Consider the following 23767-nt stretch of genomic DNA (forward strand, 5'->3'; position numbering starts at 1 on the left):
CAACGTTGCAAACTGCAAACAGGACAGCAGAATTATGTCACTTAGGGAATGGTTAATTGCCATAGGTACCCTGGTTATTATCGGAATTGTCGTTGACGGCATCCGTAGAATGCATCGTGCCCGGAAAGAATCCATCGCGATATCGTCTGGAATGGGCGTCGATGAGCTGGACGACTCGCCTCTGGACCAGGATTTCAATCCTGAGCTACCTAACGGCGGGGCACGAATTGTGTCCAGAGGAACTCTTGAAGAGAATGGCTATTTGAAATCGGATCATTCGGAGTCCCTGAATAGCCTGGATGACGACAGCGATTTTGCACCCGAATCCGGATGGGGCGCTGAGCGAGACGATGCGTATTCCCCGGATCAACCGGAAGAACGTACTCGATCGCACGAATCAGCGCCTGTTGAAGTTCCTGATGAAGCTTCACATCGCTCGGCAGACGATGTTGATCCGGTGGCAGAGGACATGCCGTCGCAGCGCAAAGACGTGGTTTCGGATGTTCAGGAAGATACCGCAAATCGGCAATTCGCCCAGCGGGATGCCAACCGGCCATTGGCCGGCGCAAATCGACCAGAAGCCAAAGAAGTTCTGGTCATTAATGTGCTGTCGCCGCAAGACAAACCGTTCGAAGGAGCGGTTTTGAAAAAGCTTTTTGAAGCCTGTGGGCTGGAATTCGGTGATCTGGATATCTATCACCGTCATGAGGGCAGCGATACCACGACCCCAGTCCAGTTTAGCGTTGCCAGTGCGGTTGAGCCGGGCACCTTCCGGCCAGAAGATATGCCAGCGCTCAGTACACCAGGCATCAGTTTCTTCATGAGCTTGCCGGGCCCGACCAATGCGCTGCAAGCGTTTGAGTTCATGCTCGAAACGGCCCAGTGTGTGGTTCGCAACATGGGTGGTGAGTTGAAAGATGAGCGCCGGAGTGTGATGACTCCGCAAACCATTGAGCATTGCCGACAGCGCATCCGTGAGTTTGAACGTAAACAGCGTTTCCATCGGGTGTAACGCTTAACCAGGACACCCACCTGATGACACAGATCCCCTCAGAAGTGCAGCAGCGCGTAGAAGAGCTACGCGCTGCACTCCACGATCATAACTACCAATATTACGTACTGGATGACCCCAGAATTCCTGACGCGGAATACGACCGTTTATTTCGGGAGCTTCAGGCGTTAGAAGCCGAACATCCGCAGCTTGCCTCGGACGATTCACCCACCCGCAGAGTCGGTAGCACCGCGGATACCAGTTTTGCAGAGGTAACCCACCGTGTGCCGATGCTCTCGCTGGACAATGCGTTCAGTGAAGAAGAGCTGCAGGAGTTCGACCGTCGCGTGCGCGACAGGCTCGGAGCTGAAGAGCCCATCGAATACGTGTGTGAGCCGAAGCTCGATGGGCTGGCTGTAAGCCTGCATTACGAGAAAGGCATGCTTACACGGGCGGCAACGCGCGGTGACGGTACGACCGGTGAGGACATCACCGCCAACATCCGAACCATTCCATCGGTGCCTCTGAAGTTACGCGGGAACGGTTACCCTGATCTTGTGGAGGTCAGGGGAGAGGTTTATATGCCTAAAGCCGGTTTTGAAAAGCTCAACAAGGGGCTGGCGGACCAAGGCGAGAAAACCTTCGTAAACCCCCGTAATGCCGCCGCCGGTAGCTTGCGACAAAAGAAATCGACCGTCACCGCGAAGCGGCCTTTGGAAATGTGCGCCTACAGCATGGCGGTCTTGGATGAAGATCAGCTGCCGGCCACCCACTGGGACAGTTTACAGCTGGTGAAAGGCTGGGGCTTTCGAATTAACCCGGAAATGCGCTTGGCGACCGGGGCAAAAGCCTGCCTTGAAGCCTATAACGACTTGATGGATAAGCGAGCCAGCTTACCCTATGAGATTGACGGCATTGTGTTCAAAGTGAACCGGCTGGATCTGCAAAACCAACTCGGCTTCGTATCCCGCGCGCCGCGGTGGGCCATCGCCCAGAAATTTCCGGCACAGGAAGAACTCACCATTATTGAAGGCGTTGAATTCCAGGTGGGCCGAACCGGCGCAGTAACCCCGGTTGCGCGTTTGAAACCAGTGTTTGTAGGCGGCGTGACCGTTTCCAATGCCACGCTCCATAACATGGACGAAGTTCGACGGCTGGATGTGCACATCGGTGACACGGTATTTATTCGCCGGGCAGGCGATGTCATTCCGCAGGTTGTTAAAGTGGTGCCCGAGAAACGCCCCGAGAACGCTGAAGGGGTTGTGATGCCCACGCAATGTCCTGTGTGTGAGTCCGACATTGTGCAAATCGAAGGGGAAGCGGTGGCGCGCTGTTCAGGGGGGCTTTATTGCCCCGCGCAGCGCAAAGAAGCCATTCGCCACTATGCGTCTCGCAAAGCGCTCGACATCGAAGGCTTGGGCGATCGGTTGATTGAAGTGCTGGTTGATGAGGGTATGGTCGCCACCGTTGCCGATCTTTATCGTTTAACCAAATTCCAGATATCCAGCTTAGAGCGGATGGGCGATAAATCGGCCAGCAACCTTGTTGCCGCGATTGACCGTTCCCGGAATCCTGTATTGTGGAAATTCTTGTACGCGCTTGGTATTCGGGAAGTCGGTGAGGCTACGGCGAAATCGTTAGCGGCGTATTTCGGTACTCTTGAGGCGATTTCCGAGGCGACTGAAGAGGCGCTCCAGCAGGTGCCGGATGTCGGGCCAATTGTGGCGGGGCATATTCGCAGCTTCTTCGATCAGCCTCACAACCAGGAAACGCTTGCAGCACTCAAGGAGGCGGGGGTGGTCTGGCAAGAAGAGCAGGTCGCCTCCGCCGATGAGCAGCCATTGGCGGGCGAAACCTGGGTCCTGACGGGTACGTTGTCACAGCTGACGCGAGATCAGGCCAAAGCAAAGCTCGAAAGATTAGGGGCAAAAGTGGCAGGCAGTGTCTCCAAGAAAACAGCTTGTGTAGTCGCCGGTGAAGCAGCGGGCTCAAAGCTCGCGAAAGCGGAACAACTCGGCGTAAAGGTGCTTGATGAAGAGGCGCTTCTGGCCTTTTTTAACGAGCATGGCGTTGAAATCTGACTACATGCCTGCCGGGTGAATCTGAGAACTCGCGCAGGTCCTGCCTTGGGCAAATTGGCTACCATGACGTTGATCTGTAACGGTGTGTAAGTGCGTTGTATGAACGCGCGACTGACCACCGTCCTAACAATAACGTCAAGAAACGGATTTTTGCATGCGTGCCGATTTGTCTTCCCGTATCTGCCCGGCTGGCCGCTTGGCCGGCCTTGCGTTCATCGCTATGGTTTTTGCTGGCTGCAAAACCGAAAAAGATCCTGATCAGCCTACGTTACTGGGTGCCCCGGCACCGTCGGCCTATCTTGGCGTTGAGTATTATTACAATTGGGGCGCCTACGGTGGTGAGGATATTCTCGATTACTCGCTGGTAAATGCGCCTGCTTGGCTTGCTCTGGAAGACACCTCAAACAAAGCCCGGCAAGGCATTATTATGCGGGGCGTTCCCGGCCTTTCCGGTGGCAACCGCGGTGAAGCGGATCTTGGCAAGAACACCAATATCGAAATCGTCACGACTGACGGCAAAATGTCGGGCTTCCAGCCGTTCGATATCGAAGTAAAGCCCAATGTGATGTCAATCGAAGTGGCTGAGTTCACTGAGGGTGAGGCGGCCGAAGTCGAACAAAACCGGAATGCGAACAGCTGTGCGGCACCGGCTCTCGGAGCGATTGGAAAGCATTCTTTTGAGCTGAACACCTACGAAGATGACGGAACCTTCAAGCAAACCGATCAAATCACCACGACAACCTACCGCACCTTCGCCAAGGTGACCCTGGAAAAGCCTTCTGTCACGCGCATCCACGTCGCGTTTCAGCTGGATAGCGATTTTGATCCGGAAAATTGCGATGCAGGCGTGAGCGCGCCACATCAGAAGTGCGAATACAGCACATCCAATACCGGTCGGGCGATCGTAGGCCAGGACATAGTCGTTCTGGGCTCTGAGTCGGATAAAGCGGTCGATAAAGAGGGTAATCCTCTGTCCTACATCGTCTACCAAAAAAACAACGCCCAAGTTTACGATCGTGGTGTGCTGATCCTGGAACCCGGAATCACGGAATGCTACATCCCGATGGAAGTGGTTGATGATGACATTCCGGAACCCAGCGAGCTGGCGTTTATTCGTTTAACGGAAGTGCGTGAGGGCATTGCTTCGCTTGGAGTTAAGAACACCGGCACCCGAGCGGGTATTACCATTCTTGATAATGAGCCTTTGGTTACCGTTCAAACGCTCAAGGGCGGGGCAAAAGATACCATCAATGCGGACGGAAACGGGAGCGCCACAACCTACAAGGCCATTTTGACCGGACAGCGGGACGGGCCGGTAAAGGTACGGTTTTCGGAGCAAGGTAAAGGTTCCGGTGCCAAGAAAGATACCCACTATGAGATTCTAGATTCCAGCGGCTCTGCCGTATCAGAGATCGTGTTTCCCGTGGGCCAGAACGACATTGAGTTTGGTATTCGCGGTAAAGCCTACAGCCTGGCTACAGACGACGGGTTCGACGATTTGTTTTTAAATCTGGCTGTCGATGATGCCTATCAAGCTGGCCGCCAGGGGTATGCAAGGGGGGCAAGCGATAGCCTGCTTAGGGTCAATCTGAATCGCTTGATTTCGCCACAATCCTTTACCGATTTTACTCCGACAGACATAGAGCTGGGGCATGCCAGTCGGTTGTTCGTAGCGGGGTACACCAGTACGGATACGGAAGTTCGTATCTACGACCAGAACGGTACTTTATTGGAGACAGTGACGGTCGCTTCTGGTGTGACCAATACCGACGTATATATCAGCGTAGCTGAACGAGTTGACAGCACGGCAACCCCGCGGGTGACCTATCAGGAATTGGCAGTAGGTTACTCTGCGCCCGGAAGCATAGGCGGTCAGGACGTATTCGCAGGTTTGTTCCGATTTGATGGTTCGGCCTATCTTCCTGTCTGGAGTGCTGGCTTTGAAGTGGGCTCAGGCGCTGATGATTTTGTACGGTGGCTGGGTTTAAGTGCGGACCGGGGCAAGCCCGTTGTGGCATTGGCCGGGGATACCGGAGGAAGTTGGGGAGCCCAGATCAACGCAGGTCGCACGGATGTGTTTTTGGTGGAAATCGCCGATAACGGCGGTGTGCCCGAGGAGAAAGCGTCCCGGTTGCTCGGGTCGAGTGCCGATGACCGTTTGGCGGCGGGGGATTTGAACGCAGCTTCTGTGGTTTTGTTTGGCCAGGCGCCGGTTACGCTGGACGGCACCAGCGCGATCGGGCCCTTCTTTGCCACCGGGCAGGCTACCGCTGAACTTAATACAGTGCAGAGCGGGGAAGATGCCTCAGAGACGTTGCGCCATGGCGTTTATGGTTCGGGGCTAGCATGGTTAGTGGGTGACTCAAGTGGTTTAGCTTACGGCGTCAAAGAAGTCGAAGATGGCGATAACGAATTGATACGGAGCCGCACCCTGAACAGTCAGGCAGGGTTTGTGTGGGGCATAGCAGCAAACGGTGTTCCTAAGTATGCGTACCAGGTTAATGATTTTGCTGATGCATCGAACGAAACGCTCACCCAAAGCCTGCTATTCGATGACGACATCGTGCTGGCTGGCAATACCGATGGGCAGCTGGATGACAATAGCCCAATGCTCACCAGTAATGACGGTATTCTGGCCCGAAGAAGCGCACAGGATGACCTGGATTATCGCAACTGGAACACGCAAATCCCCAGAGCTTTATCCTTCCTGGATCTCGTGAATTATCGCGATGACGAAGTGATGGCGTTGGTGGACGTGGCCGGGGAACGGCAATTGATCGTGTTCAGTCCCGAAGGAAAATTGCTGACGCCGATAGCGCCTTAGTAACCAAGAAGGATTATACCGCCCCCTCTTGCCTGCTTGCGTTGGCATAAAGTTTTAAATAGTCGGTGCTGGTGACAATGCCGGCCGGCTGGCCGCTGGTGGCATCGACAATCAACGCTGCGTTCAAGCGGTGGGCAAGCATCAGCCGGGCTAGTTGGTGAGCGTCGGTTTCGGGGAATGCCGTTAGAAAAGCCGGTAACTCGATGTTTAACAGGCTTTGAGTCTGGGCTTCCTCAGGGTTTTCGTATATCCAGGTCAGCAGCCATCTGAAATCGATTAATCCCGCGACGTTGTCGTCGGATATCACTACCAGATGATGTACGGCGTTGTCTTCCATGACCGCAAGTGCCTGGCCCATAGTGGCTGTTGCGGAAACCGTATACTGGGCAGGTGACGCAATCTCCGAAACGGGCAGGTAAACGCGCTCTTCCTTCCGCTCTCCGGCCGCCACTGCGCCATATTGTTGTAGAGCCCTGTGCCGGCCACTGTTCGCCGCTCGTTGAAACTCCGCATCCGTAGCCTCATTATGGGTATTCGAAAGTGCACTTGATGCTTCAAGTTCGGTGACGTCACCCACTGTGCGGTTCCGGAAAATCTCCGGGAGACGAGTGCCGATGGGACGGCCGGGTTCACTAACATGAATCGACATAACTACACCTTTTAGTGGCCGCTCGACCAAATCCTTTTGAACTTGATTAGCTATTTATCGGCCGCAAGGCCGTAAACTTCAGTCATTGTTCTTACTACCCAATTTCCCGCTTCGCGTACAGGCGGCGTGTGTCTACGCGGCGGGTAAGATGGTTGGGCAAACAGGGTGGTTGTGCGCAGAGTAGGTCGCCCAGGTATTCCGCAAGCAGCGGCCCCCAAACCAACCCTTTACTACCGAGCCCGGTAAAAAGGTATGCGCCCTCTACTTTGTCGCCGGATTCAGTGCGCAGTTCCCCGGCGACAGGTTGATAATCATGGGTGGTGCATCGAAAAGCGACACGGCCGTTTAAGTCCTCGGCTGAAGGTAGTCCGGTGGCAGGCAGGTTCGGCAGCATGCGCAGGAGTTCATCCATGTTCTCCTGGTGGCCTTCGGCTGTTGCCTCGGGGTTGTCATTTCTGAGGTCGAAGGTTGCGCCGGTGGTCGCTTGACCATTGGCTACAGGGTTCAGATATTTTGAGCCACAAATGACGGTTGCGGGTGGGTTAACGGTACTTTCGGGTAAATGCGTGACTTGCCCGCGTATAGGCTTCAGTCTTAGCGTCCCCGTTACCGGGGCAATCTCGGCCGTTTGGTGGCCGCAGGCGATGACCAATTTTGAAACGTGTTGGTGTGTGCCATCCGTATTTTGAATGGACCAGCCACTTTCAAGGCGCTCAATATGTTGAACCTCAAAATCAAAAAGAGGGGTAATCAAGGAATGCGTGGCCAGCCGAGCGCAGGCTTTTGCCGGCTCAAGCCAGCCTGACCGCGGGAACCAAAGCCCTTCAACAGGGATATCGATGCCGGCAAGTTCCGACGCTTGTCTGGCCGTTACAGGCGTCAAGAAGTCTTCAGGGTATTGATTTCGATCGCAAAACTTGCGTTGGCGCTCACTCTCTTTTTCCGTGGTAGCCAGTTGCAACAAACCGGTAGGGTGCCAGAAATCATCTTTCCACGGGCGATAGTAACGCTGACTGAAACTCAGTGCGGTCGCCGCCAACTCGGCTTGCGCGTTGTATTCGATGCCCAGCTTTGCATAGAGGGCGCCCTGAGCGTTTCCGGACGCCGCGGAGCCGGCGTTGGCGGCTTTGTCGATCAGTAAAACCGGGACGCCGCGCTCAGCCAGATTTCGGGCTAACAGCGTTCCCGCAATTCCGGCGCCGATAATGGCCACAGGGTCAGTGGGGGCAATTGTAGGTGCCGGTATGTCGGCATCCGTCGTCAGGGCGCCAGCAAGCATTTCCCGTTTTCGGCCGAAGCCGGGCAGTTTTCGAACCTCAAACCCCGCTGCTTCAAGAGATCGCCGAACCCGACCCACTGCGGTAAACGTTGCGAAGGTGGTACCCGGCAGGCTATGAGCCCGAACGGATTCAATCACCTCATCGGACCACATCTGCGGATTGTGCTGAGGATCAAAACCATCGAGAAACCATGCGTCTGCGAAGAACGGGAGTTGCTTCAGTCCGTGCAGAATTTCACCGAAAAACAGAGTTAGCCTGACCCGTCCGCCCTCGAACACCAGCCGGTGAACCCCGTTCATCAGAGGTGGGTATTGGCTCGTTAACTGATCTGATAGCGGGGCGAGTTCGGGCCAGCGTGATAGCGCGGCTTTCAGCTCTTCGCGGGTGAGTGGATAGCGCTCAAATGAAATAAAATGCAGAACAGTGTGTTTCTGGTTTGCGGTTTGCTGTTTCCAGTCAGCCCACGCTGTTAAAAAACTCAGCCCCGAACCAAAACCGGTTTCTCCGATGACGAAATGACCAGGACTTGGCAGTTTCTCAAAACGCTCGCACAGCCTATTATGGCTAATAAACACATGCCGTGTTTCAGCCAGGCCATCGTGGCGGTTGAAGTAAACATCGCCGAAGCGAGCCGACTCGGGAACGCCGTCTTGCCAAATCAATTCCGCCGGCTCTGTGGCCGGCGGTTTTAGAGTTTCTGTAACAGCCATCAATCTTCAGCGGTAACCCGAGTCACACTTTTAATGATCACCGGAGACACGGGGACATCCCCCATGCCTTGCTTGCGCCCGGTTTGCACCGAGGCAATTTTGTCGACCACACCCATGCCTTCGGTCACTTTCCCGAAAACAGCGTAACCAGGGCCACGCACACCTGCGTTCAGAAAGTCGTTATTCACCACATTAATGAAGAACTGCGATGTGGCCGAGTCCGGATCGTTGGTGCGGGCCATGGCGATAGTGCCGCGCAGGTTGGGGAGCGTTTGACTGCCTTCGTTGACGATCGGGGCTTTTGTGGGCTTACGGCTCATATCGGCGGTAAACCCGCCGCCCTGGATCATAAAACCTGAGATGACCCGGTGAAATATGGTTTCGCTGTAGAAGCCGTCTTCCACATAGCTTAAGAAGTTCTCGACAGTTTTGGGGGCAACGTCGGGGCGTAAAAGAAGTTCGAATGCACCTTCGGAGGTTACGAAGCGCACTTTGGGTAACGCTTGATGGCTGTCCGCGTGCGCTGCGCCGGAAAAAATCAACGCCGACATAACGAGTAGTGCGGCATAAATCACAAGGAATTGTTGTTTTACGAAGTTTGTCATTTAAAGGCTGCTCTTTGTTTCAGTGAGTGTCGGAATAGGTGACATAATCATCGTTGCTACAAAGCAGTTAACGATATTAACAGATCCTTACGTCGATAAGAGTAAAAGCAAACAGCAAGTGAGGCTACCCTCAGCTACGCTTGCCATAGCTTGACGTAAAATCACGATGCCGGGCCTGGTTGTACGGTGTTCATGGCGAACACAGGAGAACACGTGTGAAAGTCCAAAAAGGATTTGAAGAAAAGTCACGGCTAGGCCGGTTGTTGATCAATCGCGGGTATTTGACGGAGTCGGAGCTTGAAGCCGCATTGACGCTTCAGCGCACCTCCGGCAAGCGCTTGGGCGAGGTTCTGCTTGCCTCGGGCTGTATCAGCGAGAAAGATTTGCTACGGGTGTTGAAGCATCAGTCTCGATACCGTAATACCGCAGCTTTCGTAACGATTGTGGCGCTGCCTTTTCAACCCTTGGTGTCGTTTGCCTCCACGACGACGGGCCAGGAAGATGCTGACGCTGTAGCGAGTGCAGGGCAGTTGTATGAAGGGCATGGCTTTGCACCTTTGACGGACGATGAAATGTCGTCGGTATCGGGGCAGCGCAGCGTCGGTTTGCTGGATCGAATTGAAAAAGTGGCTGCCATGCCAGAGAAAGCTGCAGATGCGGATGGCGGCAGTGCTGAGGAACTCGGCTTGGACGCGGTTGAAGGTGTACGCCTGGCGGCGAACGTGTTTGTGCCGGTGTTAAGCTTCCTGGATTCCGACCTCACGATATCGGGCGTCAAATACCGGGAAGGAGAAGAGCGATATTCGATCCGGGACGATGGTGCGATATCTCTGGCGCTGCCGGAGCGTATCGAGGAAATCCGGATGGACAATATCCGGGTAGCAGGCAGCAATGGCGCATCGATGGGCAGTGTCAGTATTCAGGATATTCGTTTTCACCCTGCGTCCAGTATGACCATTTATACCCGCTAACCGAAAGTTGGCGGTCAAAAAAATGCCCGGCTACTAGCCGGGCATTTTTGTTGGATCACGAGAGTCAAGCGCTTGCAAAAACGGTGCTGCTGGACACGTTGGTCTGCTGGCCTTGAGCGCCGTAGAGCTTCTGTTGCCCGGAAGCGCCGCGGAAGATGTCGGTCACCCGTGCGAGCCGTTTTTGCAGGTGCCCGACCACCCGCCCGTTGTTCTGGTTCAGTGACTGGCACTCTCGCATTTTTTGATCGGCGGCTTTCCAGAGCTGATACAAATCATCCATGCCGCCTGCCCGAATAAAACGCGAAGGCTCGCCGGCGTCCGGGCGGTAGCCCATGTTTACAAGATGATGGATTTTTTGCCGAGCTCGATCACGGATTGTTCCAAGTATTTGGTTCTTTTCTTCCGTGAGCTCGTGCAGTGGGGTTATATCCGCAGAGGCCAATGCCTCTTTCTCCTGAAGGAGGAGATCCGCCAGTACGTCCAACTGGCGGATGTCTTCACGAAGAAGGGTCTTCAATTCATCGATAGCGGCCATACTCTACTCACCCAAAAATGCTTTCATCCATCTCAAGCATTTTCTGGGCCAGTTTATCTGCGTCGATCTTGTAGGAGCCGTTATCGAGTGCAGCGCGGATTTCCGCAATTCGATCGTCGTCCATTTCCGGGTAATCGCCGAGCTTTTGTTCAAGCTGTTTCAGGTTCTTAGCCTGACTGCTGAGGCTCACGTTCTCACCACGGGCCGCCGGGCCTTGTGCCTTGGCTTGATCGGCAGGTGCTGTTGTGGTGTTGCTCGACGCTTTGTCGGCCTGGGTTCTGGTGGTGTTGACCTGGCCTGGGCCAATTCCATTTAAGTCAACTGACATAAGATTACCTACTTGCCTGGGGCCACATCGGACAGTGGCGGAATCGGGTTTGTATCTGGTTAACGGCAAGTTGTTGCCGGACTTTAGTCTATGGAGGAAAAAAATTTCCGCCCGCACTTCCCGCGGGTTACTGCATGGGAATTTCGACTCGTCCCGGTGCAACAACAGTTGCCTTAACGGTTCGAGCGGAGCGAAGGTTCTCTACCAGCACTTGCTCGCCGATGCTGGCGTTGCCCAGTGCTTTGCCTCTGGAGCTCACCGAAAAAGAACCGGATCGGGCAAGGATAATAACATGGTCGCCTCGTTCGATGGCATCGGGCGCTTCCAGCAAGTCTGGTGTCAGCACGGTGCCGGTTTTCACAGGGCGTCTAACCATCATCCCTTGAATATTGTTTATGTCGGTGAGCGTGCCTCGGCGGCTGGCGTTCAGTTGAACTTCGCTTGTGGTCAAAGCCGCGCTCGATAACCGCTCCCCACGGGTCAGCGGGCGTGCGGCGACAATCGCCGGGCCGTACGCCTCCACGGAAGCCGTTACGTACATTCGCCAGGGGCGCTTGCCCGTGCAGCTGATAAGAATCGAGGGACTGGGTGTGCGCAGGGGATCACTCACAAACTCCAGCTCAGGCTCCCCGTCGCATGGCGCCAGCTTCAAACGACGATCCACGTTACCTATTTTGTACTCAATTCGCCGATTGAGCTGGCGCTGTTCTTCGGCCCATGTGTGCAGGAAACGCTCTGCCATTTGGCGAATATCGCTGGCGGTTGTGTTTTGCCCGGCGGACACGGGCAAACTGAAAACCAGTGTCAGCGCGAAGAAAATGAGGGTACGCATCTTGGGTGCTTTGTCCTATGCTGTCGGTAAGTCTGTCGCCCTTTAAAAAAAGTTAAGAATCTCGGCATATGGCCGTTACACTAAGTCTTAATTCCGAGCCTTTAAGCTACAAAGCAAAATCAGTGCCGGTTAGGGCATTCCAGGAGCAGAACGACATGACAGGGGTACTTCAAAGCGTTAATCAGCGCACCCAGCTGGTGGGCCAGAATCGGCTTGAGCTATTGCTGTTCCGGCTCCGTGGTCGGCAGGTGTACGGCATTAACGTATTCAAAGTGAAAGAAGTGTTACAGTGCCCGAAACTGTCGTCTATTCCTAACAGTCGCGCAGTCGTGCGGGGGGTTTCCCATATCCGAGGAGAAACCATTCCCATTGTCGATATGAGTATGGCTATTGGATTGCCCGGAATTCCGCAGGAGCAGCTCGCGACAAGCTTCGTCATCATCACGGAATACAACCGGAAGACTCAGGGGTTTCTGGTGTCCGGTGTTGATCGTATTTTGAACATGAATTGGGAAGAGATCTTGCCCCCACCGAAAGGTGCCGGAAAAGATGTTTACCTGACGGCGGTCACCAAGGTTGATGAAAAACTAGTGGAAATCATTGATGTAGAGAAGATTCTTTCAGAAGTTTCTCCGCTACGTGAAGACGTCAATGATGAGTTGGTGACCCGCAGTGCTGCTAGGGAGAAGCGTCACCTGCCGGTTCTCGTGGTGGATGATTCTTCCGTAGCCAGACGCCAGATCAGTCGGTGTCTGACTGCGATCGGAATGGAGGTGATTACTCATAACGATGGCAGGCAGGCGCTGGATTACCTGAAAGGCTTGGTTCGGGATGGTTCATCAATACGAGACCATCTTTCGTTAATTATTTCCGATGTCGAAATGCCCGAGATGGACGGCTATACACTGGTCACTCGAATTAAAGAAGACCCCGCCCTGAAAGATACGTTCATTATGTTGCATACGTCGCTTAGCGGTGTTTTTAATCTGGCCATGGTTAAGAAGGTGGGGGCGGACGATTTTATGGCAAAATTCAGCCCGGATGAGTTGGCTGAGCGCGTGATGGAATTGATCGGTCAGGATTGATGCCTCGGTTAACCGTTTTACCCATGATAGAGATGCAATGAACGCGGAAATTACGCCTCGGGAATACGAAGAGTTCAAAACGTTCTTGCAGAATGCGTGTGGCATTTTGCTAGGCGATAACAAGCAGTATCTGGTGAAAAGTCGCTTACGCAGAATTCTTGAGGATAACGGCCTGAGCTCCCTTGGTGAGCTGTTGGAGCGACTCAAACGTTCCGGGCGCATGGGGTTGCGTGAAGTGGTGATCGATGCGATGACCACCAACGAGACGCTTTGGTTTCGGGATAACCACCCGTTCCGGATTCTGCAAGATAAATTGCTGCCGGAATTCGCGGAACGAAAATCGTTGCAGCCACTGCGAATTTGGTCTGCTGCCTGCTCAACAGGGCAGGAGCCGTATTCGGTTTCGATGGTGCTGGACGAGTATCGTCAGGCCCGCCCGGGTAAACTCAGGGACGTGCGCATAACGGCGACTGACATCTCGAAAAGTGTCCTGGAAGTTGCCCGCAAAGGCGAATATGAAATGATTGCGATCGGTCGGGGGTTGTCGCCGGAGCGCCAGAAACGCTACTTCAAACCGTCGGTGAACGGTGGCTGGCAGATTAACGATCAGATCAAGGCGATGGTGGAATTTAAAGAGCTGAACTTGCTTGAACGCTATATGTTCGGAAAGTTCGACATAATTCTTTGTCGCAACGTGTTGATCTATTTCTCGGCTGAATCCAAGAAGGACATCCTCACTCGCCTGCACGGCGCGCTAAACCCCGGTGGGTACCTGATTCTCGGGGCGTCGGAGTCCCTGAACGGCCTGCCGGAACTATACGAGATGGTGCAGTGCCAGCCGGGTATTATCTACCGCAAAAAATGACTTGCTTTGATTGAACGATCTGCCCCTGGCTTATGCCAGTGGCAGGTGGCCTGTCTTAACCCAGATCACGGTTTCTTGCTCCACGAACGGATGGTGTTGGCTCATATGGGGTGAGCGTATCCAGGTACCTTGCGGATAACGGCCTTGCTCATCGCAGAACTCCCCGGACAACACCAGAATTTCCTCGCCGCCAAAATGTCGATGCGGCTGGAACACTTCATTGGCGGGCCACTTCACCAGCGCAACGTGTTCATGTTCGAATTCGTGCAGCGGCATAACCTGCAAACCGCCGATACCGGGTAACCATTCGGCGCCTGTGGTATCGACGCATACGGTTGCACGATCACGCGGGTCAAATTGATGCAGTTTGACCAGTAAGGTGCAGCCCTCTTCACTGAACGGGGCGTGGCCGCTGCCCGGCGGGTTTCGAAGGTAAGTGCCCGCGGGGTAGTGGCCGTTCTCGTCGGAGAAAACCCCCTCAAGTACCAGGATTTCTTCGCCCAAAGGGTGTTCGTGCCGGCTAAAAGAAGCGCCAGGCTTATAACGGACAATGCTCGTTGCATGGCCGCGCTCCGCTTCTTCGCGTGCCAGAGGTTTGCGCTCCACACCGGCTGCAGGGCTCGGCGCCCACTCAAGTTCGTGAGTCCGGATGACCACGCGTTCGGAAAAGTCCATGTTCAGCATAATGGCGCTCGTAATTCGTTACTTGATCAGTTCCTGAATGTCGCGGAAGTGCGGATGCTGGCAATGCCCCATCCATTCGAAAGCGACCATTTCAGTTGTCACAATCCGCGCGCCACTTTGATGCAGGCGATCAAGAGCGACATCCCGGTCGAGATCGTTGCGTGAGCCTGTGGCATCTGCAACGACCCAAACTTTATAGCCGGCATCCAGCAAACTGAGTGCTGTCTGGAGCATGCAAACGTGGGTTTCGCAGCCGCCAATGATGATGTGCTGGCGGCCCTCTGGTAATTCGTCGATCAGGCCATCGGGGCAGGCATCAAAGTGGGTTTTCCCCACGGTGGTGTTGCACAGTTCCCGAATGGACTCGACGTTCGAGCCTAGCTTTTCGGGCAGCTGCTCGGTGCCAATCACGGGCACTTCAAGAAGGCCTGCAATAATTGCCAGCGTTGTGCAGCGATCAATAACCTCCGCGCCCTGGCTGATCGCCGGCATCAGCTTTTCTTGTACGTCGATAAGTAGCAAGGTGGATTGCTCGGCTTTCATCAGCATGGTGTGTCTCCAAATAAGTGGGCGTTAGCTTGTTAAGCATAGCGAAAATGCCGCGCCAATAGGGCCTATCGGGTGTACTGAAAGAAAATTTCAGAGAATTTTACAGATACGGTTGCCAAACGCCGCCAAAACAATTAAAGTTTGCGCCCTCAAATGAGCGGCGAGTACGCTGATTTGAAACAGTTTATTGGAGAGGTGGCCGAGTGGCTGAAGGCGCACGCCTGGAAAGTGTGTATACGTTAATAGCGTATCGAGGGTTCGAATCCCTCCCTCTCCGCCAAATTAAACCCCAGCAGAAAGCTGGGGTTTTTTGTTGGGGTTCAGAAAAAACGGTTTCCTCACCCGAGTCCCGTTGTCCGCAGCACGAACACCCCCACGGTCACAGTAACGCTCGCCATGAGAGTGGTTAACGCAATGATGTTGGCGGCCATGCGATCGTTGCCGCCCAGAGCCTTCACCATGACGAAACTGGCCGCGGCCGTTGGGCTCGCGAAGAATAAAAACATCAACCCCAGCTCGCGCCCTTCGAATCCAAGCAGCCAAGCGGCCAGCGTGCAGGCTACCGGCAATGTCACCATCTTCCAAACCGCTGAACCCAGAGCGGGTCCGCTGTCGTTTCGGATCGCTTTTAACGACACGGCACCACCAATGCAAAGCAGGGCGAGTGGCAGGGTCAGCGAGGCAAAGTATTCGCCGCTGGTCATGATCCACTCGGGAAGCGTGATTTGCAGGCCCGCGAAGGGGACGGCGACCACCACAGCGATGATCAATGGATTGCGCACAATGTCGCGCAACGTTGTTGAGACGTTCATCTGTTTGCCCGGTTGGTAAGCAAGCAGCACAACCACCGACAGTATGTTGTAAGAAATGATGATCAGGCCAAGTAAGAGTCCCCCGGCCGAGAGGCCGTAATCACCATAGAGGTTGGCGGCAAGGGCGAGACCGACAATGCCGCAGTTCCCTCGAAACGCTCCCTGTACGTACACTCCACGGTCATCTCTGGGCACTCGTTTGATCGCCCACAGCCAGGCGGCGAAAAAGCTACCGAGTGTCGCTGCCAGATAGAACAGCAACATGTTGGCGTTCAGCGTGGCGCTTAGGTCGGCTTTGATAATGGCAAGAAAAACCAGGGTGGGCAGAGTGGCTTTAAACACCAGCGCCGATGCCGTCGAAATAAAGTTTTGATCAATCCAGCCCAGCCGGCGCAGACCAATTCCCAAAAATACCATGGCAAAGACGGGTAGGGTGGTTTCCAGTGTGTAGCTGAATGTGGCTAGTAATCCGCTCAAAGTACAGTACTCTCTCGAGGTGCATGGTCGATAAAATTGGTTTATGGTGCCCAAGTGCTTGCGAACTTTGGCATCCTCAATAACAAATAAAAAGGATACTTATGGCGACTGTTGACGCTTCCCAGGAAGAGCTGAAAAAAGTCCTGCAGGAAACCCCTAAAGATCAACCGGTGGTCATGCTCAACTTGCTGAGATTCCGTGATCGCGCGGAATACCAGGACGCGAGTGAAGAATGTTCCGGGCGCGATGCCTATAAGCGCTACATGAAGGAAGCGGCCGAATGTGTCAGAGCCGTCGGCGCTGAAGTTATTTGGTCGGGCCGTAGTGTCGGGTCGCTCATTGCGCCGCCAGACGAAGCCTGGGATCAAGTGTTATTGGTTCGCTACCCTTCGACTGATGCCTTTTTGGCCATGATCGAAAGTCCTGATTACAAAGGGGTTCTCAAACATAGAACCGCAGCACTGGAAGACTCCCGCTTGGTCGCCAATGTTGAAGGCGGCGTGTAATCACCCTCCGGAAACGATCATTCCGGTTTGCTGAATAGCCATGTAGGCGGCGGTGCCTGTCGCAATCGACAGCAATGCATTACCTCGCCAAAGATGGACCGCTACCACAAGCAAGCCGGGAATCAGGGCGTCCAACCCCAGAATTCCTGCATCCCAACTCGCCGAACGCTGAAGGAAAACCGTAGCCAAAAGGGCCATTACTGCCGCCGGTAGAAACCTTCCTAGGTGTTTGATCAGCGGGTGTTCGGTATGGCGCTCGAAAAATAGAAACGGCACCACGCGGGTGGCGAAGGTTGCGAGCGCCGTGACAGCAATGAAAGCCGCCAGATAATAGCTTTCACTCATGGCTGGCCTCCGGCTCAAGAACAGACTCGCGCTGATAGCGGTACTGAATCAGCAGCACAGCGGTGACGATTGCAATAGCGGCAATCAATTGATGTGTGGCCGGTATCAGTAACATGGCAACGCCGGCAGCCAGTGCGCCGGCCCAGATTGGAAAGGCGTTCCGCAAGGCCTTGAACTGCTCGATGGTCAAGACGATGAACAGAGCGACCAGTGCGAATTCGATGCCGGTGCTATCGAAAGCGATCCAGTCACCCAGCAGGGCACCCAGTGCGCAGCCTGCTATCCAATAGAGTTGATTGAACGCCGTAATGCGAAAATCGATTTGCTGCTCGTGGTGCGTGTCCCCGGATCGTGTTCGGCTAGTAAGCAGCGAATAGGTTTCATCGGTGAGCCCGAAGATCAGGTAACCTTTGCGCCAGCCGGCGCCGCGGAATTGCCCCAGTAATGACAAGCCGTAGAATAGATGGCGGGCATTGAGAACCAGCATGGCAACGGCCACTTCGAGCAACCCGGCATTAGCCGCCAGCAAGCTAACAGCAAGGATTTGCCCGGCGCCAGCATAGATCACCACACCCATAAGCGGCGCGATCCACCACGCATAATCCAGCTGGGTGGAAAACAGCACGCCGAAGGCTGTGCCCAATGGCAGGTAGCCAAAGAGGATAGGGAGTGTTAGCTTGAAAACGTTCTGGTTCATTAGCATCCAAACTTTGTAAAAGGCATGATGATAATGAATTGCTTGTGGCTTTTGAAGATAGTGCGAAAGGATTGATGATGAGCGATTATGCTAATGAACCTGAGTCGGATCCGCGCCAGGAAAAATTTGTGGTGGATGCCAGCTTGCTCACCGAGGATCAGCTTGAAGGGCTGGCAGAGGAGTATTGCACTCGGTACCACGGGCTAAATGATACGGAGGATCCGTTGGCCGAACGCAGCCGGGTGCTTGCGGCTGTTGGCTCCGGGGAGTTGGTGGTGTGGTTTGATCCGGTCGAAAATACCGCCAGTTTGGGCTCTCCGGCCTGATGTATTGCGTCAAAAGATTGCAAGAGTTGACGAAGGCCAAGGTTTTGAACGCCTTACCTATGCGGTGACTCCGGTAATGGGTACAATTACTGAGCGTTGTTTTTATTCTGTTGGTGAGGTGAGCTTTGATCAGGGTTCTGGTTGTTGATGACCACGAGTTGGTGCGCTCCGGTATTACCCGCATGCTGGCTGACAATCCTGACATTGATGTGATTGGTCAGGCGTCTTCTGGTGAAGATGCGATTGATTTCGTGCGCAACGCGCGGCCGGACATCGTTCTTATGGATATTCGGATGCCGGGTATCGGAGGGCTGGAAGCCACGCGGCGGATTCTTCGGTTGGATGATTCGATTCGAATCATTGTGGTGACCGCCTGTGCGGACGACCCATATCCGGCGCGCGTGATGCAAAGCGGTGCCGCGGCTTATATCACCAAGGGCGCAGACATTCAGGAAATGGTGCGCGCCATTCGCAAGGCCCATTCCGGCCAGCGCTACATTAGCCCCGAGATTGCCCAGAAGATGGCGTTGAATTCTCTGGGGGGCGGCGACCGGGATGAAGACGGCGAACTGTCGAAGTTCGAGCGCTTATCCGAGCGTGAAATGCAGATTGCCATGATGGTGGTGGAGTGCCAGAAAGTTCAGGATATTTCGGACAAGCTCTGCTTGAGCCCGAAAACCGTGAACAGTTACCGCTATCGGATTTTCGAAAAGCTCGAGATTTCCAGCGACGTAGAACTTGCGCTGATGGCAGTACGGCTTGGGTTGCTGGATGCCGATACCGTCTGACCCCAACTACATCCCCGGGGAGTTCGACAGCAAGAGCTTCCTGAAACAACTCTCTGAACGCGCCGGTGTCTATCGTATGTACGATAGTGCAGGGGAGATCCTGTACGTCGGCAAAGCGCGAAATCTCAAGAACCGCGTCAGCAGTTACTTCCGAAAAACCGGCCTGGCCCCGAAAACTGAAGCCCTGGTTGGCAAGATTCACTCCATTGAAGTGACCATTACGGGGAGTGAAACCGAAGCGCTTTTGCTTGAGCAAAACCTGATCAAATCCCTGAGGCCGCCTTACAACATTCTGCTTCGGGACGACAAATCCTACCCCTATATTTACCTGTCATCGCACAGCGATTACCCGTCTTTGACCTTTCGACGTGGTCGCACGAAAAAAGGCGGTGGCACTTGGTTCGGACCTTTTCCGAGCTCCGGAGCGGTGAAAGAAAGTCTTAATATTTTGCAGAAAGTATTTAAGATAAGATCTTGTAATGAAAGCTATTTCAGAAACAGAAATCGGCCCTGCCTGCAATATCAGATTAACCGGTGCACCGCGCCTTGTGTAGAGTACATCAGCCCCGAGGAGTACCAGCAGGACATCCGTCGAGCCACCATGTTTCTGGAGGGCAAGAACCCGGCGATCATCCGTGATCTGATGACTGCGATGGAAGAGGCTGCTTCAAAGCTCGAGTTTGAAAAAGCGGCAACTTATCGCGATCAGGTCAATCATCTGCGTCACGTGCAGGAGCAGCAATCGGTTGACGGCGAGGGCGGCGATGCGGATGTGATCGCCATCGCCCAAGACGCCGGCGTGGTGTGTATCGTGGTGATCATTGTGAGGGGGGGGCGGGTGCTGGGCACCAAGGACTACTTCCCGAAATTCTCTTTGGAACAGACGGAAGGCGAATTGCTGGCTTCGTTTCTTGGCCAGTATTATTTTGGGGGTGATACGCGCCGGGAGATCCCGAACGATATACTGGTGCCGGTTAACGTCGAGGGGCAGGAGCTTCTGGCCGAAGCTCTCACGGACGCGGCCAATCGTGAAACCAGAATACGCGGCAACGTGCGTGGTGAACGTAAACGCTGGCTTGAATTGGCCATGACCAACGCCCAGCAGACACTGCTGAGCCACCTTGCCAGCAAGGAAACCGTGTATCGTCGTTTGCTGGCGCTGCGGGACCTGCTGGAACTAACCGAAACGCCCAGTCGCATGGAATGTTTTGATATCAGCCACAGCCATGGCGAAAATACCGTCGCATCCTGCGTGGTTTTCGACGAGAATGGCCCCCTGAAAAGCGATTACCGCCTGTATAATATCGAAGGTGTGACGGCCGGGGACGACTATGCCGCCATGCGCCAGGTGCTGACTCGCCGCTACCGTCGATTGGCGAATGGCGAAGGCAAAAAGCCGGATTTGGTGTTCATCGATGGCGGTAAAGGTCAGCTGAACATTGCCCGTGAAGTGTTTGATGAGCTTGAGATTTCAGATATTCCCCTAATTGGCGTGGCGAAGGGTGTTACTCGCCGGGCTGGCATGGAACAATTGATCGATGCCATGACCGATGCGGTGTTCAGGGTGCCGGCCGATTCGCCGGCGTTACACCTGATTCAGCACATACGGGATGAGTCGCACCGGTTTGCCATTACCGGCCACCGGGCGCGGCGAGATAAAAAACGCCGGCAATCCACCCTTGAAGGCATTGAGGGTGTGGGGCCGAAACGCAGGCGAGAGTTGATACGTTACTTCGGTGGAATACAGGGTATCCGAAAAGCCGGAGTAGACGAGATTGCCAAGGTGCAGGGCATCAGCAAAGCATTGGCCGAAACCATTTACGCAGCATTGCATAACGAATAGGAACACAATGAATTTACCGAACCTGATTACCCTGTCCCGCATTGTCATGATTCCGGTGTTCGTGGTGGTGTTTTATTTGCCTGCGAGCTGGAGTTACATGGCGAGTGCGGCGATTTTTGCGTTGGCAGGGATCACGGACTGGTTGGATGGCTATCTGGCGCGCCGGTTGAACCAAAGTACACCGTTCGGCGCGTTTTTGGATCCGGTTGCAGACAAATTAATGGTGGCTGTGGCGCTGGCGGTTTTGATAGAAGAATACTCCGCTGTTTTACTGACCATCCCCGCGACGGTCATTATCGGCCGCGAAATCGTGATTTCCGCGTTGCGGGAGTGGATGGCTGAAATTGGCAGCCGGGGCAGTGTGGCGGTTTCCTTTATCGGTAAGATTAAAACGACGGCTCAGATTGCCGCCATCGTGGGCTTGCTGGCATTCCCGCCGGGGAATTTGCTGGCCGATATCGCCGTTGGGCTGCTGTACCTGGCGGCGGTACTGACGCTGTGGTCGATGTATCTATACTTGCACGCCGCTTGGGACGATTTGTTTCCGAAGGCGGGTGAGACGGCTGAAGAGAAACAAAGCGAGGTCTAGAAACTCGCTTTTTCCGGGCGCGGTTTACTGCGCCCGCTGCACACAACTCCAAGCCCACTGAGTCAGTTCGCTCGCCAGAGTGTTGCTGGCTCGGGAAAAGGCTTCCACCGCCGATTCCAGCACGGAGCTGGCGGCCATCTCTTGAATTGACCAGTTGCGAACGCATAAACTGCTGCCGCTTTGCTCACTGATCACCTCCGCATGCAGCTCAAGAATCACCTGATACGTGTTACCGCTTTGTTCCACCTGAAAGGCCGAAAGTTCGGTGAGTAAGGCGTGCTCGGTGTTGGTTGCACTGGTATCGATCACAACATTACGAAATCCCCCACTGTTTCGAAGGTGCCGGGCAAGATGATCGCGAACCAGCACCGGGGCGCTGTCTCGCCACCGGGCCTTCTGATAGGCCTGAAACTCGTAGGCGGTGGGCTTCAGCAGAATTGCCGAGCTGTCTACGGGATCTGAAGCAAGCGGGGTGTTGATGCGCAGGCTGACAGGCAAAAGGTTTTCGTGATTTGGCTGAGAGCTTGCCGGAGCCAGGTCCATCACTCGGGGCGGTTCTGGCCGAGGGAGAACCGTGCAGGCGGCAGTTGAAAGCGCTGCCAACAGCACGGCAATGCGTGTGAGGCTTGTTTTCATTGCTCAAACTCCTTGATGCTCGGCCCGCCCCACAGGGTGCCCGCCGGGTCTTGTTCAAGGCGGCGAGTGAAGCTGTTCAGGTTGCGCAAGGTAGACTTTAATTCGCGTAGCGCGGGGCCAAGCTGAGAAAGCCCCTGAAGCCCGGCGTTCAGTGAATGCTCATTATCGGCGGTGAGGGTGTTAACCCGCTCCAGAGAAGGTTGCAGGGTCGCAATGGCGGTATCCATCGCAGTCAGCACGGGCACGACCCGGTCATTAAGCACCGCTCGGGTATTGTCAGATACGCTGGAAACCTTAATGGCCGCTTCCTCGGCGCGCACCGCGGCGGTGTTGAATTGGTCCATCAGGGCAATCAGCGCTTCTCGGTTTTCCAGAAGGGATACGCTCGCCTCACGAGCGTTATTAAGCAAAGCGGACACGTTTTCGATGTTTTCGGTCGCCAGTAAACGGTTCATATTCGTCAGCAATTGCTCTGCCTGGGCGAGCATGGCTTCGCCGTTATTCATGAGATTGTTCAGGGCCGACGGTTCTGCGTGAATCAATGGTGGGTTATCACGGTTGCCCTGAAGCCTCTCGCTCTGAGGTGTGCCCCCGGTAAACTGGATGCTCATGCTCCCGGTGATGTTGGCCAGTACCAGCCCGGCTTTGGTGTCTGTGCGCACCGGAATGTCTTGCTCAACGCGCACCAGCACGCGAACGTGGGCCGGGTTATCCGGGGCCAATGTCAGTTCTAGTACGTCGCCCACCTGAATGCCGCTGTACAGAACCGGGTTGCCCTTGGCCAAACCGCTTACGGGGTGGTCAAAGCCGATCTGGTAGTATGCCCATTCCCGGTCTGCCGAGGATTTACCAAGCCATAGTGCAAACAGCAGAGCAGCCGTCACCGCGGCCAGCGTGAAGAATCCAATTATGATGTGATGGGCCTTCGGCTCCATTAACGGAACTCCTCTTGATGTGCTTTCGTTCCTGCAGCGATGGCAGCTCGGCCACGGGGGCCATGAAAATACTCTTGGACCCAAGCGTTATCGGTTTGGGCAACCCGGTCAAGCGTATCCGCGACCAAGACCTTACGTTGTGCCAGCACCGCCACACGGTCGCAGGTCGAATAGAGGGTGTCCAGATCGTGGGTGACCAGAAAAACCGTCAGACCCAGTGCTTTGCTCAGCGTAACGATCAATTCATCGAACGCTGCGGCGCCGATGGGATCCAATCCGGCGGTAGGCTCGTCCAGAAACAGTATTTCAGGATCCAAAGCCAGTGCACGAGCCAGTGCGGCCCGCTTAACCATGCCACCCGAGAGTTCGGCTGGGTATTTCAAGGCCGCCTCTGGCGGCAATCCGGTCAGCGCCAGTTTCATGCGGGCCAGCTCTTCTGCATCAGCGCGAGCAAGCCCTGCATGTTCGATCAGCGGAACCGAAATGTTTTGCACCAGGTTCAGTGAGGTGAACAGAGCGCCGCCCTGAAACAAGACGCCGAATCGCTGTTCATACCGGGAGCGCTCTTCGGCGGGTAATTCAGTAAGATCCGTATCGAACAACCGAATATGCCCGGCGGTCGGGCTGTTCAAACCGACAATGGTTCGCAGCAGAACCGATTTACCGGTTCCGGAGCCGCCAACCACCCCGAGGATCTCGCCCGGATACATATCCAGGCCCAGATCTTGATGAACGATGTGGTCGCCAAAACGTGTGCTTAAACCACGTACCTGAATAATGGCTTCGCCCGGGGGATGGCGCCGGGCTTGGGAGTCGGTCATGCG

25 protein-coding genes and 1 tRNA gene are annotated in these 23767 nt (G+C 54.7%); 12 read left to right on the forward strand and 14 right to left on the reverse strand.

All coding sequences use genetic code 11. The features are described from left to right. Positions 1 to 34 precede the first annotated feature (34 nt). The 3 genes from zipA (at position 35) to Q9245_RS14380 (ending at position 5896) form a co-directional block, all read left to right on the forward strand. The gene (zipA, locus tag Q9245_RS14370) at positions 35 to 1012 is read left to right on the forward strand and encodes a cell division protein ZipA (protein ID WP_305897828.1); all 978 of its coding nucleotides are present in this window, start codon (positions 35 to 37) and stop codon (positions 1010 to 1012) included. A 23-nt stretch (positions 1013 to 1035) separates the two neighbouring features. Next, a complete protein-coding gene (gene ligA / locus Q9245_RS14375) occupies positions 1036 to 3072 on the forward strand; it encodes an NAD-dependent DNA ligase LigA (RefSeq protein WP_305897829.1) in 2037 nt (678 codons plus the stop codon). A gap of 154 nt (positions 3073 to 3226) precedes the next feature. Beyond that, the gene (locus Q9245_RS14380; RefSeq protein ID WP_305897830.1) at positions 3227 to 5896 is read left to right on the forward strand and encodes a hypothetical protein; all 2670 of its coding nucleotides are present in this window, start codon (positions 3227 to 3229) and stop codon (positions 5894 to 5896) included. 13 nt (positions 5897 to 5909) lie between these two features. Here the strand turns inward: Q9245_RS14380 and Q9245_RS14385 are convergent, their stop codons facing one another. From Q9245_RS14385 to Q9245_RS14395, 3 genes are all read right to left on the reverse strand, one after another. Beyond that, positions 5910 to 6545: a CBS domain-containing protein gene (locus Q9245_RS14385; protein WP_305897831.1), complete on the reverse strand. Its 636-nt coding sequence runs from the start codon at positions 6543 to 6545 to the stop codon at positions 5910 to 5912. A gap of 94 nt (positions 6546 to 6639) precedes the next feature. Beyond that, positions 6640 to 8535 carry a bifunctional tRNA (5-methylaminomethyl-2-thiouridine)(34)-methyltransferase MnmD/FAD-dependent 5-carboxymethylaminomethyl-2-thiouridine(34) oxidoreductase MnmC gene (mnmC, locus tag Q9245_RS14390; RefSeq protein ID WP_305897832.1) on the reverse strand — a complete coding sequence of 632 codons (1896 nt, stop codon included), beginning with the start codon at positions 8533 to 8535 and terminating at the stop codon, positions 6640 to 6642. After that, complete coding sequence (locus Q9245_RS14395) at positions 8535 to 9140, reverse strand: peptidylprolyl isomerase (RefSeq protein ID WP_305897833.1); 606 nt, start codon at positions 9138 to 9140, stop codon at positions 8535 to 8537. The genes mnmC and Q9245_RS14395 overlap by 1 nt, the downstream gene beginning before the upstream one ends. A gap of 215 nt (positions 9141 to 9355) precedes the next feature. Between Q9245_RS14395 and Q9245_RS14400 the strand changes: the two genes are divergently transcribed. After that, complete coding sequence (locus Q9245_RS14400; protein WP_305897834.1) at positions 9356 to 10111, forward strand: pilus assembly protein PilB; 756 nt, start codon at positions 9356 to 9358, stop codon at positions 10109 to 10111. Positions 10112 to 10175: 64 nt separating this feature from the next. On the opposite strand, the gene Q9245_RS14405 is transcribed toward Q9245_RS14400, so the two are convergent. The 3 genes from Q9245_RS14405 to flgA form a co-directional block, all read right to left on the reverse strand. Further along, entirely contained in the window at positions 10176 to 10646 is a 471-nt protein-coding gene (locus tag Q9245_RS14405) for a flagella synthesis protein FlgN (protein ID WP_305897835.1), read from the reverse strand. A 7-nt stretch (positions 10647 to 10653) separates the two neighbouring features. Then, complete coding sequence (gene flgM / locus Q9245_RS14410; RefSeq protein WP_305897836.1) at positions 10654 to 10974, reverse strand: flagellar biosynthesis anti-sigma factor FlgM; 321 nt, start codon at positions 10972 to 10974, stop codon at positions 10654 to 10656. A 127-nt stretch (positions 10975 to 11101) separates the two neighbouring features. After that, positions 11102 to 11806, reverse strand: coding sequence for a flagellar basal body P-ring formation chaperone FlgA (gene flgA, locus Q9245_RS14415; RefSeq protein ID WP_305897837.1), 705 nt, complete (start codon positions 11804 to 11806; stop codon positions 11102 to 11104). Between the two features lie 155 nt (positions 11807 to 11961). Between flgA and Q9245_RS14420 the strand changes: the two genes are divergently transcribed. Beyond that, positions 11962 to 12891 (forward strand): chemotaxis protein CheV, encoded by a 930-nt coding sequence (locus Q9245_RS14420; RefSeq protein WP_305897838.1) that lies wholly within the window; start codon positions 11962 to 11964, stop codon positions 12889 to 12891. 37 nt (positions 12892 to 12928) lie between these two features. Continuing rightward, complete coding sequence (locus Q9245_RS14425) at positions 12929 to 13756, forward strand: protein-glutamate O-methyltransferase CheR (RefSeq protein WP_305897839.1); 828 nt, start codon at positions 12929 to 12931, stop codon at positions 13754 to 13756. 30 nt (positions 13757 to 13786) lie between these two features. On the opposite strand, the gene Q9245_RS14430 is transcribed toward Q9245_RS14425, so the two are convergent. Beyond that, positions 13787 to 14440: a cupin domain-containing protein gene (locus Q9245_RS14430; protein ID WP_305897840.1), complete on the reverse strand. Its 654-nt coding sequence runs from the start codon at positions 14438 to 14440 to the stop codon at positions 13787 to 13789. Positions 14441 to 14458: 18 nt separating this feature from the next. After that, positions 14459 to 14989 (reverse strand): isochorismatase family protein, encoded by a 531-nt coding sequence (locus tag Q9245_RS14435; protein ID WP_305897841.1) that lies wholly within the window; start codon positions 14987 to 14989, stop codon positions 14459 to 14461. A 189-nt stretch (positions 14990 to 15178) separates the two neighbouring features. On the opposite strand from Q9245_RS14435, the gene Q9245_RS14440 reads away from it, so the two are divergent. After that, positions 15179 to 15269 (forward strand) — tRNA-Ser (locus Q9245_RS14440). A gap of 58 nt (positions 15270 to 15327) precedes the next feature. Here the strand turns inward: Q9245_RS14440 and Q9245_RS14445 are convergent. Further along, positions 15328 to 16278 (reverse strand): AEC family transporter, encoded by a 951-nt coding sequence (locus tag Q9245_RS14445; RefSeq protein WP_305897842.1) that lies wholly within the window; start codon positions 16276 to 16278, stop codon positions 15328 to 15330. Positions 16279 to 16379: 101 nt separating this feature from the next. Between Q9245_RS14445 and Q9245_RS14450 the strand changes: the two genes are divergently transcribed. Continuing rightward, positions 16380 to 16784: a DUF1330 domain-containing protein gene (locus Q9245_RS14450; protein WP_199007259.1), complete on the forward strand. Its 405-nt coding sequence runs from the start codon at positions 16380 to 16382 to the stop codon at positions 16782 to 16784. On the opposite strand, the gene Q9245_RS14455 is transcribed toward Q9245_RS14450, so the two are convergent. Continuing rightward, positions 16785 to 17129, reverse strand: coding sequence for a branched-chain amino acid transporter permease (locus Q9245_RS14455; protein ID WP_305897843.1), 345 nt, complete (start codon positions 17127 to 17129; stop codon positions 16785 to 16787). Further along, positions 17122 to 17826: an AzlC family ABC transporter permease gene (locus Q9245_RS14460; protein ID WP_305897844.1), complete on the reverse strand. Its 705-nt coding sequence runs from the start codon at positions 17824 to 17826 to the stop codon at positions 17122 to 17124. Before Q9245_RS14460 ends, Q9245_RS14455 begins: the two co-directional genes overlap by 8 nt. A 77-nt stretch (positions 17827 to 17903) precedes the next feature. Here Q9245_RS14460 and Q9245_RS14465 point away from each other — a divergent pair, with 77 nt between their 5' ends. The 4 genes from Q9245_RS14465 (at position 17904) to pgsA (ending at position 21372) form a co-directional block, all read left to right on the forward strand. Beyond that, entirely contained in the window at positions 17904 to 18152 is a 249-nt protein-coding gene (locus tag Q9245_RS14465; RefSeq protein ID WP_305897845.1) for a hypothetical protein, read from the forward strand. A 125-nt stretch (positions 18153 to 18277) separates the two neighbouring features. Beyond that, positions 18278 to 18940: a UvrY/SirA/GacA family response regulator transcription factor gene (uvrY, locus tag Q9245_RS14470; protein ID WP_133005379.1), complete on the forward strand. Its 663-nt coding sequence runs from the start codon at positions 18278 to 18280 to the stop codon at positions 18938 to 18940. Then, the gene (gene uvrC, locus Q9245_RS14475) at positions 18924 to 20783 is read left to right on the forward strand and encodes an excinuclease ABC subunit UvrC (protein WP_305897846.1); all 1860 of its coding nucleotides are present in this window, start codon (positions 18924 to 18926) and stop codon (positions 20781 to 20783) included. Before uvrY ends, uvrC begins: the two co-directional genes overlap by 17 nt. A 7-nt stretch (positions 20784 to 20790) precedes the next feature. Continuing rightward, on the forward strand, positions 20791 to 21372 hold the full coding sequence (gene pgsA, locus Q9245_RS14480; RefSeq protein ID WP_305897847.1) for a CDP-diacylglycerol--glycerol-3-phosphate 3-phosphatidyltransferase: 582 nt from the start codon (positions 20791 to 20793) through the stop codon (positions 21370 to 21372). A gap of 24 nt (positions 21373 to 21396) precedes the next feature. Here the strand turns inward: pgsA and Q9245_RS14485 are convergent, their stop codons facing one another. Genes Q9245_RS14485 through Q9245_RS14495 form a run of 3 tightly spaced genes read right to left on the reverse strand, consistent with a single transcriptional unit; the run spans position 21397 to position 23764 of the window. Next, a complete protein-coding gene (locus Q9245_RS14485; protein WP_305897848.1) occupies positions 21397 to 22008 on the reverse strand; it encodes an ABC-type transport auxiliary lipoprotein family protein in 612 nt (203 codons plus the stop codon). Continuing rightward, a complete protein-coding gene (locus tag Q9245_RS14490; RefSeq protein ID WP_305897849.1) occupies positions 22005 to 22943 on the reverse strand; it encodes an MlaD family protein in 939 nt (312 codons plus the stop codon). Before Q9245_RS14490 ends, Q9245_RS14485 begins: the two co-directional genes overlap by 4 nt. Next, positions 22943 to 23764: an ABC transporter ATP-binding protein gene (locus Q9245_RS14495; protein WP_305897850.1), complete on the reverse strand. Its 822-nt coding sequence runs from the start codon at positions 23762 to 23764 to the stop codon at positions 22943 to 22945. The genes Q9245_RS14490 and Q9245_RS14495 overlap by 1 nt, the downstream gene beginning before the upstream one ends. Positions 23765 to 23767: the final 3 nt, after the last annotated feature.

Origin of the sequence: Marinobacter sp. MDS2, assembly GCF_030718085.1 — a bacterium.
In the GTDB taxonomy this organism is placed as follows: Bacteria; Pseudomonadota; Gammaproteobacteria; order Pseudomonadales; family Oleiphilaceae; genus Marinobacter.

Excerpts from the sequence above, each read along its gene's own strand:
- mnmC (WP_305897832.1), bottom strand. The coding sequence starts at position 8,535 with ATGGCTGTTACAGAAACTCTAAAACCGCCGGCCACAGAGCCGGCGGAA.
- flgM (WP_305897836.1), bottom strand. The coding sequence starts at position 10,974 with ATGTCAGTTGACTTAAATGGAATTGGCCCAGGCCAGGTCAACACCACC.
- Q9245_RS14465 (WP_305897845.1), top strand. The coding sequence starts at position 17,904 with ATGAGCGATTATGCTAATGAACCTGAGTCGGATCCGCGCCAGGAAAAA.
- Q9245_RS14425 (WP_305897839.1), top strand. The coding sequence starts at position 12,929 with ATGAACGCGGAAATTACGCCTCGGGAATACGAAGAGTTCAAAACGTTC.
- pgsA (WP_305897847.1), top strand. The coding sequence starts at position 20,791 with ATGAATTTACCGAACCTGATTACCCTGTCCCGCATTGTCATGATTCCG.
- Q9245_RS14495 (WP_305897850.1), bottom strand. The coding sequence starts at position 23,764 with ATGACCGACTCCCAAGCCCGGCGCCATCCCCCGGGCGAAGCCATTATT.
- flgA (WP_305897837.1), bottom strand. The coding sequence starts at position 11,806 with ATGCGTACCCTCATTTTCTTCGCGCTGACACTGGTTTTCAGTTTGCCC.
- uvrC (WP_305897846.1), top strand. The coding sequence starts at position 18,924 with ATGCCGATACCGTCTGACCCCAACTACATCCCCGGGGAGTTCGACAGC.
- Q9245_RS14455 (WP_305897843.1), bottom strand. The coding sequence starts at position 17,129 with ATGAGTGAAAGCTATTATCTGGCGGCTTTCATTGCTGTCACGGCGCTC.
- Q9245_RS14450 (WP_199007259.1), top strand. The coding sequence starts at position 16,380 with ATGGCGACTGTTGACGCTTCCCAGGAAGAGCTGAAAAAAGTCCTGCAG.
- Q9245_RS14385 (WP_305897831.1), bottom strand. The coding sequence starts at position 6,545 with ATGTCGATTCATGTTAGTGAACCCGGCCGTCCCATCGGCACTCGTCTC.
- Q9245_RS14490 (WP_305897849.1), bottom strand. The coding sequence starts at position 22,943 with ATGGAGCCGAAGGCCCATCACATCATAATTGGATTCTTCACGCTGGCC.
- Q9245_RS14380 (WP_305897830.1), top strand. The coding sequence starts at position 3,227 with ATGCGTGCCGATTTGTCTTCCCGTATCTGCCCGGCTGGCCGCTTGGCC.
- Q9245_RS14460 (WP_305897844.1), bottom strand. The coding sequence starts at position 17,826 with ATGAACCAGAACGTTTTCAAGCTAACACTCCCTATCCTCTTTGGCTAC.
- zipA (WP_305897828.1), top strand. The coding sequence starts at position 35 with ATGTCACTTAGGGAATGGTTAATTGCCATAGGTACCCTGGTTATTATC.
- Q9245_RS14430 (WP_305897840.1), bottom strand. The coding sequence starts at position 14,440 with ATGCTGAACATGGACTTTTCCGAACGCGTGGTCATCCGGACTCACGAA.
- Q9245_RS14420 (WP_305897838.1), top strand. The coding sequence starts at position 11,962 with ATGACAGGGGTACTTCAAAGCGTTAATCAGCGCACCCAGCTGGTGGGC.
- Q9245_RS14395 (WP_305897833.1), bottom strand. The coding sequence starts at position 9,140 with ATGACAAACTTCGTAAAACAACAATTCCTTGTGATTTATGCCGCACTA.
- Q9245_RS14435 (WP_305897841.1), bottom strand. The coding sequence starts at position 14,989 with ATGCTGATGAAAGCCGAGCAATCCACCTTGCTACTTATCGACGTACAA.
- ligA (WP_305897829.1), top strand. The coding sequence starts at position 1,036 with ATGACACAGATCCCCTCAGAAGTGCAGCAGCGCGTAGAAGAGCTACGC.
- Q9245_RS14405 (WP_305897835.1), bottom strand. The coding sequence starts at position 10,646 with ATGGCCGCTATCGATGAATTGAAGACCCTTCTTCGTGAAGACATCCGC.
- Q9245_RS14485 (WP_305897848.1), bottom strand. The coding sequence starts at position 22,008 with ATGAAAACAAGCCTCACACGCATTGCCGTGCTGTTGGCAGCGCTTTCA.